Source organism: Streptomyces racemochromogenes, assembly GCF_044129415.1.
GTDB lineage: Bacteria > Actinomycetota > Actinomycetes > Streptomycetales > Streptomycetaceae > Streptomyces > Streptomyces racemochromogenes_A.
Window position 1 is genome coordinate 1 of record NZ_JBBDHD010000177.1, and the last position, 10,442, is coordinate 10,442.

The following is a 10,442-nucleotide window of genomic DNA, read 5'->3' on the forward strand; positions in this document are numbered from 1 at the left end:
CCCCCCCCCCCCCCCCCCCCCCCCCCCCCCCCCCCCCCCCCCCCCCCCCCCCCCCCCCCCCCCCCCCCCCCCCCGGCTCCCACCCGCGTTCCGGCGGGTCACTTCTTGCGGCGTCGCCCGCCCGAGGCCTTCTGGGCCTTGCGGCGCTCCGCGCGGGTCAGGCCGTCTCCGGCGCCCGCCTCGTCGGCGTCGAAGTCGCCCTCGACCACGCCGCCCTCACCGTCCACGGTCGGGGCGGAGAAGTGCAGGCGGTCCGGACGCTGCGGGGCGTCGAGCCCCTTGGCGCGGATCTCCGGGCGCGCCGACGGCACGGGCTCCTTCGTCAGCGACGGCGCCTCGGCCTGCACCGGGAGCTCCTCGACCTGCTGCTCGACCTGGACCTCCAGGTTGAACAGGTAGCCGACGGACTCCTCCTTGATGCCCTCCATCATGGCGTTGAACATGTCGAAGCCCTCGCGCTGGTACTCCACCAGCGGGTCCTTCTGGGCCATCGCGCGCAGGCCGATGCCCTCCTGGAGGTAGTCCATCTCGTAGAGGTGCTCGCGCCACTTGCGGTCCAGCACGGACAGGACCACGCGCCGCTCCAGCTCGCGCATGACGTCGGCGCCCAGGGCCGCCTCGCGCGCCTCGTACTGCTCGTGGATGTCGTCCTTCACGGACTCCGCGATGAACTCGGCGGTGATGCCCGCGCGGTCGCCGGCGGCCTCCTCCAGCTCCTCCACCGTCACCTTGATCGGGTAGAGCTGCTTGAAGGCGCCCCACAGCCGGTCCAGGTCCCACTCCTCGGCGAAGCCCTCGACCGTCTCGGCGGCGATGTACGCGTCGATGGTGTCGTCCATGAAGAAGCGCACCTGCTCGTGCAGGTCCTCGCCCTCCAGGACGCGGCGGCGCTCGCCGTAGATGACCTCGCGCTGGCTGTTGAGGACCTCGTCGTACTTCAAGACGTTCTTGCGCGTCTCGAAGTTCTGGGTCTCGACCTGCGACTGGGCGGACGCGATCGCGCGCGTCACCATCTTGTTCTCGATCGGGACGTCGTCCGGCACGTTGGCCATGGCCATGACGCGCTCGACCATCTGGGCCTTGAACAGCCGCATCAGGTCGTCGCCGAGCGAGAGGTAGAAACGGGACTCGCCCGGGTCGCCCTGACGGCCGGAGCGGCCGCGCAGCTGGTTGTCGATACGGCGCGACTCGTGGCGCTCGGTGCCCAGCACGTACAGGCCGCCGAGCTCCTTGACCTCCTCGAACTCGGCCTTCACCGCCGCCTCGGCCCGCGCGAGGGCGTCGGGCAGGGCGTGCGCCCACTCCTCGATGTGCTCCTCGGGGTCGAGGCCGCGCTGGCGCAGCTCCGCCTCGGCGAGGTCGTCGGGGTTGCCGCCGAGCTTGATGTCGGTACCGCGGCCGGCCATGTTCGTGGCGACGGTGACGGCGCCGCGGCGGCCCGCCTGCGCGACGATGGCGGCCTCGCGCTCGTGCTGCTTGGCGTTGAGGACCTCGTGCGGGATGCCGCGCTTGGAGAGCTGCTGGGAGAGGTACTCGGACTTCTCGACCGACGTCGTACCGACGAGGATCGGCTGGCCCTTCTCGTGCTTCTCCGCGATGTCGTCGACGACGGCGGCGAACTTGGCGACCTCGGTGCGGTAGATGAGGTCGGGCTGGTCCTTGCGCTGCATGGCGCGGTTCGTCGGGATCGGGACGACGCCGAGCTTGTAGATCTGGTGGAACTCGGCGGCCTCGGTCATGGCCGTACCGGTCATACCGGACAGCTTGGTGTAGAGGCGGAAGAAGTTCTGGAGGGTGATCGTGGCGAGGGTCTGGTTCTCGTCCTTGATGTCCACCCCTTCCTTCGCCTCGATCGCCTGGTGCATGCCCTCGTTGTAGCGGCGGCCGGCGAGGATGCGGCCGGTGTGCTCGTCGACGATCATGACCTCGCCGTCGATGACGACGTAGTCCTTGTCCTTCTTGAACAGTTCCTTCGCCTTGATGGCGTTGTTCAGGTAGCCGACGAGCGGGGTGTTCACCGACTCGTAGAGGTTCTCGATGCCGAGCCAGTCCTCGACCTTGGCGACGCCGGCCTCGTGGATGCCGACGGTGCGCTTCTTCTCGTCGACCTCGTAGTCGCCGGTCTCCTCGATGCCCTTGAGGGGCTGGCCGGCCTCGCCCTTGGTCAGGCGGGTGACCAGCTTGGCGAAGTCCGCGTACCACTTGGTGGCCTGGTCGGCCGGGCCGGAGATGATCAGCGGGGTACGGGCCTCGTCGACGAGGATGGAGTCGACCTCGTCGACCACGGCGAAGTTGTGGCCGCGCTGGACCAGCTCGTCCTTCGACCAGGCCATGTTGTCGCGCAGGTAGTCGAAGCCGAACTCGTTGTTCGTGCCGTACGTGATGTCGCAGTTGTACTGCTCGCGGCGCTGGGCCGGCGACATGTTCGCCAGGATGCAGCCGACCTCCAGGCCGAGGAACTTGTGCACCCGGCCCATCAGCTCGGAGTCGCGCTCGGCGAGGTAGTCGTTGACCGTGATCAGGTGGACGCCCAGGCCCGACAGGGCGTTCAGGTAGGCGGGCAGCGTGCCGACGAGGGTCTTGCCCTCACCGGTCTTCATCTCGGCCACGTACCCGAGGTGCAGCGCGGCACCGCCCATGATCTGGACGTCGTAGTGCCGCTGGCCCAGGACGCGCTTCGCGGCCTCGCGGACGGTCGCGAAGGCCTCGGGGAGCAGGTCGTCGAGGCTCTCGCCGTCCTGGTAGCGCTGCTTGTACTCGTCCGTGAGGGCCCGCAACTCGGCGTCGGAGAGGTTGACGAAGTCCTCTTCGATGGAGTTGACCTGGTCCGCGATGCGGTGCAGTTTGCGCAGGATCTTGCCTTCGCCTGCACGCATGAGCTTGGTGAGGACGGACACTGAGGCTGGTCTCCTTGCCGGTCGGGCCTGGGCACTTTACGTAGCCGGGCACGGCAGGTGGGCCCCACCGCAACGGCCATCGTAAGCGAGGACGTGGTCGCGTCGGGAGGTCCGCCGTGTCCGCAGGGCACGGGCGCCCGGAATGAGAACGTACGGGGGAGCCATTGGGTGCCGGTGCGCACGAAAACCCCTCGCCCGGGTTACCCGGCGCCGACACAATCCGTTCATGGAACCCCTCGCCCTGACCACCGCCCGGCTGTCCCTTCGCCCCTTCGCCCCCTGTGACGCGGAGGAGGTGTACGCCGCCTGCCAGGACCCCGAGATCCAGCGCTGGACCGTCGTCCCCTCCCCCTACGAGCGGGAGCACGCACGGGCCTGGGTGAGCGAGATCAGCCCCGCCTCCTGGCGCGAGGACCGCGAGTACGCCTTCGCGGTGCGGCTCGGTGAGGACGGCCCGCTGGTCGCCTCCGTCGGCGTGCACGTGCGCGGCCCGGGCGCGTACGAGATCGGCTACTGGACCGCGAAGGAGCACCGGGGCCGCGGCTACACGACCGAGGCGGTCGACCGCGTGGCGCGCTGGCTGTTCACGGAGGTCGGCGCCGGCCGCCTGGAGTGGCGCGCCGCCGTCGGCAACGCGCCCTCCCGCGCGGTCGCGGAGAAGGCCGGCTTCCGCGTCGAGGGCGTCCTGCGGGCCGCGCTCGACCTGCGCGGCACCCTGCGCGACTGCTGGGTCGCCGGCCTGCTCCCCTCGGACCTCGCACTGCCCTCCCGGCCGCCGTACCTGCCGGCCCGCTGAAACCTCCTCGCCCCTGACCTGCGCCTGCGTCCAGAATCCGGGGTATGGAACCGATCAGCCTCACCACCGAGCGCCTGGTGCTGCGCCCGCACCTGCCCTCCGACGTCGACGAGACGTACGCCGCCTGCCAGGACCCGGCCATCGCCCGCTGGATCCCCGTGGCCGTCCCGTACGGGCGTTCCGACGCCGAGGAGTACGTGACGCGCGCCGCGCCCGAGCGCTGGCGCGAGGGCAGCGAGTTCAACCTCGTCGCCCGGCTCGGGGCGAACGGCCCGCTGGTGGCCACCCTCGGGCTGGTCCCCGCCGGGAACCACGCACACGAGGTCGGCTTCTGGGCCGTCGACGGCCACCGTGGCAAGGGCTACGCGACCGAGGCCCTGCTGGCCGTGGCCCGCTGGGCCTTCACCGAGCTGGGCTGCGTCCGGCTGGTGTGGCGGGCCGGGCTGGGCAACACCGCCTCCCGGGCCGTCGCGGAGAAGGCGGGTTTCACCTTCGAGGGCGTCCAGCGGGCGGGCATGGAGCACCGCGGGCTCCTGCGGGACTGCTGGGTCGCCTCCCTGCTCCCGGCCGACCTGGGCCTGCCCTCGCCGCTGCCCGCCGAGTCCTTGCCCTACGGGTCCGAGCCGGACGGGGCCGCACCTGACGGGGCCCCCGTTGTCAGTGCCACCCCCTAGGCTCGCGGAATGGCCATGACCTCCCTCTCCGCCGACGAGGCCCGCCGGATCGCGCTGCGCGCGCAGGGCTTCCTGGGCGCACCCGACCGCAAGGGCGGTGTCCGCGGGGTGCTGCGGCACCTGGGCGCCGTGCAGCTGGACACCATCTCGGTGCTGGCCCGGTCGCACGAGCTGATCCCCTACGCCCGGCTCGGCGCGGTCGGCCGGGACGCCGTCGAGAAGGCGTACTGGTCGGACAGCCACGCCTTCGAGTACTGGTCGCACGCGGCGTGCATCCTGCCCATCGAGGAGTGGCCGCACTTCGCCTTCCGCCGCCGGGCCCGCCGGGCCCGCGGCCACCGCTGGCACGTCCTGCAGGACAAGGAGCGCTCGACGGCCGCCGTGCTGGAGCGGCTGCGCGCCGACGGCCCGCTGACCTCCTCCGGGCTGGGCGGCGCCAAGAACGGCGGGGAGTGGTTCGAGTGGTCCGAGACCAAGATCGCGGTGGAGTGGCTGCTGGACATCGGTGAGGTGGTCTGCACCGAGCGGCGCGGCTGGAAGCGGGTCTACGACCTCGCCGAGCGGGCCGTCCCCGACGTCCTGTTCCACGACGACCTCGACGACCGCGAGTGCCTGCGCCGCCTGGTCGCGCTGGCCGGCCGGTCCCTCGGGGTGGGCACGCGCGCGGACATCGCCGACTACCACCGCCTCAAGGGCGAGGAGTTCGACGCGGTCGTCGCGGACTCCGGGCTGGTTCCGGTGGAGGTCGAGGGCTGGGGCAAGCCGGCCTGGGCCCACCCGGCGGCGCTGGCGTCCGAGCCGCGCGGCCGGCACCGCACCACCCTGCTGTCCCCGTTCGACTCGCTGGTGTGGGACCGCCCCCGCACCGAGCGGATCTTCGGCTTCACGCACCGGCTGGAGGCGTACGTCCCGAAGCCGAAGCGGATACACGGCTACTTCGCGATGCCCCTGCTGGCCGGCGGCCGGCTCCGGGGCCGGGTCGACCCGGGCCGCGAGGGGCGCACGCTGGTGGCCCGGCAGCTCTCCCTGACCACCCCGAAGGCGGCCGGGGCGATGGCGGTGGCGCTGCGGGAGGCGGCGGAGTGGGTGGGCTGCGACGCGGTCCGCGTGGAGCGGGCCCGGGACGCCGCCGAGGCGGCCGCCGTGACCGCCGAGCTGGCCCGGCTGGACTGAGGCCCGCCGGCCGGCGCCCGGCAACACCCGGGAAGCCCCGGGACACCCCGCGGAGCGACCCGGCTCAGCGGATTTCGAGGATCTTCTCGCGCATCGCGTAGACCACCGCTTCCATCCGCGAGTGCAGCTGGAGCTTCTCCAGGATGTTGCGGACGTGGTTCTTCACGGTGTTCTCGGAGATGAACAGCTGCTTGGCGATGTCCCGGTTGTTCATGCCGGTCGCCACCAGCTTGAGGACCTCCAGCTCCCGGTCGGTCAGCCGGGGCGCGGGCACCAGCCGGCGCTCGTCCGTGCGCTGGATCATCGACTTGAACTCGGTCAGCAGCTTCGACGCCATCGAGGGGCTGATCTGCGACTGCCCGTCCGCGACGGCGCGGATGGCGGTGGCGACCTCGTCCGTGGAGATCTCCTTGAGCAGGTAGCCCGTCGCGCCCGCCTTGATCGCGTCGTAGAGGTCGGCCTCCTCGTCGCTGATCGTCAGCATGATGATCTTCGCGGAGGGGGCGACCTCCTTGATCGAGGTGCAGGCCTCGATCCCGCCGCGCCGCGGCATCCGCACGTCCATCAGCACGATGTCCGGAAGCAGGTCGGCGGCCTTGTCCACGGCCTCCGCGCCGTCCCCGGCCTCGCCGACGACCTGGATGTCCTCCTCCTGCGCGAGGACGATCTCCAGCCCGCGCCGGAAGAGGGCGTGGTCGTCGACCACGAGCACCCGGATGGGCTCCCCGGCGGCCGCCGCCGGGTCCGCCGCCTCCACCGCACGGCAGTCGGCTCCGTCGTCCCCGCGCACCGGCCCGAAGCCGTCCGCCATCGTTCCTCCCCCTGCATGTACCGAGCTGCTGGGCCAACCCGGCGGGGGCGGCCGCCGGTTGACTGCCCGCCATGATTCCATGCCCGCACCCTGCGGCGGGGGTCTGGCGGAATCCCTTTGGCTCATACGAGTCATACAGGTGCCCCTGCGGAAACCCGCGGCTTCCGCAGGGGCAACGGATCGGTGATCAGCCTCCGAGCGCCCCGCCGGCACCGCCGACGGCCGGCTCGTCCGAGCTGGACGCCCCGTCGGGGTCCACGTGGATGACGCCGTAGTCGTAGGCGTGACGCCGGTAGACGACGCTCGGCATCTTGGTCTCGGAGTCGACGAACAGGTAGAAGTCGTGGCCGACCAGTTCCATTTCGTACAGCGCCTGGTCGAGCGACATGGGCCGGGCCGAGTGCGTCTTCTCGCGGACGATCAGGGGGCCTTCGCCCTGCACTTCGAGGGATCCGATCCGGGTGGTCGGAATTCCGGCCTCGGTCTCCTCACCGACCGGCTGGCCGTTGCCGTTGAGCGTCGCGACGCCCGGTACGCGGTCGGCCACCTCGGCCGCCGAGATCCGTCCGGTGCCGCGGCGGGTGAATCGCTTGTCGTGCTGCTTGCGCAGCCGGGCCTCCAGCTTGTCCTGAGCCAGGTCGAGTGCCGCGTACGGGTCGCCGGCGGAGGCCTCGGCTCGGATCACCGGGCCCCGCGAATGCAGGGTGATCTCCACGCGGTCGGAACGGTCGGCCTGGCGCGGGTTGTGCTCCTTGGACACCTCGACGTCCAAGCTGATCACCTTGGCGTCGAGCTTCTGGATCCGCTCCGGATTCAGCTTCTCGGCCACGTGCTTGCGGAACCGCTCGGGCACCTCGGTCTTGCGGCCCTTGACGACGATGTCCACGCAGAACTCCGTTCCCGGAGACCTTCACCACGAGCGGCGAAGCGTCTCCCTTTCGCACCAGGCCCCGGTGGGCACCGGAGCCTCGGACTTGGCGACTTTCACCTCCTCCTCCCCCATCGGCAAGATCTACACCCCACCGACTTCGGAGTAGAGAGACACCCTCTGACACGAAGATTCCAAAACGGGCGGACCGGCGCTCCGATACCAGGGGCCCAAGGATCGCCAGTTCCTCACAACCGAACATATCTCTCAATGCCGGTTGTCGGCACCCGCTACCGGAACCTACCTCCGTCCAGGGGGTTGGTCCCTCTTACTACCTGCAACGATGCGCATTCCCCAGCAGTTCCAAATCTATTCACAAGATTTTTGCTCTGTACGTGTCGTCCACCGGCGCCCTGGCATCAGGACCGGGTGAACGATCCGGGCGGCGCCGCCACCACGGCCGCCGCCTGCGCCCACAGCCCCGACGCGCCCAGCGCCCGGGCCGCCTCCGCGAGGGTGGCCCCGGTCGTGACCACGTCGTCCACCACCACGATGCGCGCCCCGGCCGCCAGACGCACCCCGTCCGGGCACACCTCCAGGGCCCCCGCCAGGTTCTCCCGCCGCTCGCGGGCCCCCAGCCCGGCCTGGTCGGCGACCTGCCGCCGCAGCCGCAGCACGGGGGCCACGCGCGCGGGCTCGCCGGCCCCGCGCAGCCGCCGGGACGCGGCCAGGGCGAGCCTGCGCGCCGGGTCGTGGCCCCGCGCCCGCAGCGTCCGCCGCGCGGACGGCACCGGAACCAGTGCCAGCTCCCCCGCCCCGCCCCCTCCCCCCGCCGCGCGGGCCGCCGACACCGCCGCCGCGAGGGCGCCGCCGAGCGGGCCGGCCAGGGGCAGGGCGCCGCGCTCCTTGTGGGCCAGTACGACCGCCCGGACCGGCCCCTCGTACCGGGCCGCCGCGAACACCGGCGGCAGAGCGCCGCCCGCGCCGCCCCGCGCCGGGCGCACCGGCCCGGCACCCGCGCCGTCGAGGACCTCGCGGCAGGCCCCGCACAGCAGCGAGCGCGCGGCCCCGCAGCCCGCGCAGTCGGCGGGCAGGACCAGCCCGGCCAGCTCCCGCCACCACCCCCGCACCCCTCCACCCTGCCCGCTGCCCGCGCGGGGCGCGACCCCTGTGGAAAACCGGCCGGGCGCCGGGCTCAGCCCGGGTAGACCGGCGCCCTGCCGCCCGCCGCCGCCGTACGCCACTGGGCGCCCGGCGGCAGCCACACGATCCCGTCCTCGGTGGAGGAGGCCACCACCGGCTTCGCCTCGTCCTCGGAGGCGGCGATGGCGCTCAGCCCGGTCGCCCCGGGCAGGCTCGCCGCGACCATCGACCCGTCGGCCAGCATGTAGCGGGCCTGGTCCACGCCGCCGCTCTCGCGGCCCACCACCAGCAGCCGGCCGCGCGGCGCCCAGCTCATCGCCGTCACCTCCGTCATCTGCGGAGCGGCCGGGCGCAGCTCGCGCACCGAGACCTTCGAGGCGTCGCCCTTGCCCTCGGGCCGCTCGATCCGCCCGATGTAGAGGTTCTTGCGGCTGCCGTCCCGCTCGACGAGCAGCGCGATGCGCACCCCGTCCGAGGAGGCCTTCAGGCCGCTGATCCGCGCCCCGTCCAGCCCGGCGACGTCCACCTTCTGCGGGGTGCCGGTGCCGCCGGGCACCCGCCACAGGCCCTGGTTCTGCGGGTCCTGGTCGGCGATCCACAGGTCGCCCTGGGCGTCCCAGCTGGGTGCGGTGAGCTTGCCGGTCCGGCTGGTCAGCAGCGCCTGCGGCATCGGTCCGGCGGTGGTCAGGGTGACGACGTACAGCCCGTGCCCGTCGTCGGAGACGACCGCGGCCCGCTTCTCGTCGTAGGTGACGGCGGCCGAGCCCACCTTGAACCCGGCGGCCGTGGCCAGCGGGCCGGGGGCCGGCTCCGGCTTGTCCTGCTGCTGCTCGTCGGCGCCCGCGTTGAGGACCATCCGCACGAGGCGGCCGTCCTTGTCCACGTAGTACTGGTGCTGCGGCGGCAGCGGCCGGTTGGCGAGGCTGGCCGCGTTCGAGCCGGTCACCCAGCACAGCGAGGACTTGCCGTCGGAGCGCAGCAGTTCGACCCGGTCCAGCCGGGAGGCCGTCAGGTCCCGGACGGTGTACAGGAGTTGGGTGGCCATCTTCTGGCACTGCGGCTGGGCGGCGTTCTCGGCGGCCGCGTTGAGCGGGACGCGCAGGGTGTTCTGGCCGTCGTAGGCCAGGGACTTGGTGCCCTCGCGCAGTTCGGTGCCGGTCGGGAACGCGGTGGAGGCGACGGGGCCGAGCCACTTGGAGGGGCCGGCCAGCAGCGACTGCACGGTCAGGGTGGTGGGGTCCATGCGCGTGTCGGGGTCGCTGCGCTGGCGCACGTACACCGGGTCGGCGACGAGCGTGCCGCCCGCGAAGTAGTACTTGTTGACGGGCTTGTAGATGCGCTGGAAGTCGGACTCGCTGAGCACGAGGCTGCTGGGCGGGGTGGCGATCCGCCACTGCCCCTTGACCTGGACGAGCTGGAGGTACTCCTCGTAGCGGCTGCCGCCGGTCTCGGGCTGGTAGGCGCTGCGCTCGTCGACGGTGGCGAGCTTCTTGCCGGTGACCTTCCAGCGGGGCCCGTCGGGGTCCTTCTCGCCCTGGACGGGGACGCGGTCGAGGCCGGCGGAGAGCACGGTGACGGCCGAGGAGGGTTTCCAGTTCTTGGCGGCGTCCTCGGTGAGGTACTTGCGGGCGGTGGCCAGCTGCGGGTCGTCGCTGGTCATGGCCTCCAGGAAGCCGTCGACGATCTCGGCCGGGCTGGCCTTGTCGGCCGGGGGCACGCCGAAGACCCGTACCTGGGAGTCGACGCCCTGGGAGGCCTCCACCCGGCGGATCTCGCCGCGGTCGGGCATGGAGGCGCAGCCGGCGAGGAGCAGCCCGGCGGCCCCCAGGGCCAGGAGCGGGCGGACGCCCCTCGGCGGGACCGGCCGTGCCTGTCCGCGGCGCTCAGCGTCCTCCACCGGTTCCATCCTCCTGTGCTGGGCCCTGGTCGGCGGGCCGGGCCACGACGCGGGCGCCGTTGCCGGGCAGCGCCGTCGGGTCGGCGGGCACCGGCAGGGCGGTGGTGACCGCCGGCCGGGGCGGTATCGGGTCGCGGTCGGCGCGCTCGGCGCGTGTGTCGGGGTGGGCACCGGGCCCGCCTG

General features: G+C 72.5%; 9 protein-coding genes. 3 read left to right on the forward strand and 6 right to left on the reverse strand.

The window, feature by feature from the left end; genetic code table 11:
* Positions 1–98: 98 nt before the first annotated feature.
* Positions 99–2,897, reverse strand: a complete 2,799-nt coding sequence (secA, locus tag WDV06_RS33975) for a preprotein translocase subunit SecA (protein ID WP_395513673.1) — start codon at positions 2,895–2,897, stop codon at positions 99–101.
* A gap of 226 nt (positions 2,898–3,123) precedes the next feature.
* On the opposite strand from secA, the gene WDV06_RS33980 reads away from it, so the two are divergent.
* Genes WDV06_RS33980 through WDV06_RS33990 form a run of 3 tightly spaced genes read left to right on the forward strand, consistent with a single transcriptional unit; the run spans position 3,124 to position 5,540 of the window.
* Positions 3,124–3,693 carry a GNAT family N-acetyltransferase gene (locus WDV06_RS33980; RefSeq protein ID WP_395513674.1) on the forward strand — a complete coding sequence of 190 codons (570 nt, stop codon included), beginning with the start codon at positions 3,124–3,126 and terminating at the stop codon, positions 3,691–3,693.
* 44 nt (positions 3,694–3,737) lie between these two features.
* Positions 3,738–4,367, forward strand: a complete 630-nt coding sequence (locus WDV06_RS33985) for a GNAT family N-acetyltransferase (RefSeq protein ID WP_395513675.1) — start codon at positions 3,738–3,740, stop codon at positions 4,365–4,367.
* Positions 4,368–4,382: 15 nt separating this feature from the next.
* Positions 4,383–5,540 (forward strand): winged helix-turn-helix domain-containing protein, encoded by a 1,158-nt coding sequence (locus tag WDV06_RS33990; protein ID WP_395513681.1) that lies wholly within the window; start codon positions 4,383–4,385, stop codon positions 5,538–5,540.
* Between the two features lie 64 nt (positions 5,541–5,604).
* Here WDV06_RS33990 and WDV06_RS33995 read toward each other — a convergent pair whose 3' ends face one another.
* The 5 genes from WDV06_RS33995 to WDV06_RS34015 form a co-directional block, all read right to left on the reverse strand.
* A complete protein-coding gene (locus WDV06_RS33995; protein WP_395513676.1) occupies positions 5,605–6,351 on the reverse strand; it encodes a response regulator in 747 nt (248 codons plus the stop codon).
* 187 nt (positions 6,352–6,538) lie between these two features.
* Positions 6,539–7,237, reverse strand: a complete 699-nt coding sequence (gene hpf, locus WDV06_RS34000) for a ribosome hibernation-promoting factor, HPF/YfiA family (RefSeq protein WP_395513677.1) — start codon at positions 7,235–7,237, stop codon at positions 6,539–6,541.
* Positions 7,238–7,638: 401 nt separating this feature from the next.
* A complete protein-coding gene (locus tag WDV06_RS34005) occupies positions 7,639–8,349 on the reverse strand; it encodes a ComF family protein (RefSeq protein ID WP_395513678.1) in 711 nt (236 codons plus the stop codon).
* 65 nt (positions 8,350–8,414) lie between these two features.
* A complete protein-coding gene (locus WDV06_RS34010) occupies positions 8,415–10,268 on the reverse strand; it encodes an LpqB family beta-propeller domain-containing protein (RefSeq protein WP_463668234.1) in 1,854 nt (617 codons plus the stop codon).
* On the reverse strand, positions 10,246–10,442 hold a 197-nt coding region (locus tag WDV06_RS34015; protein ID WP_395513680.1), incomplete at its 5' end, for a hypothetical protein. The genes WDV06_RS34015 and WDV06_RS34010, both read right to left, overlap by 23 nt.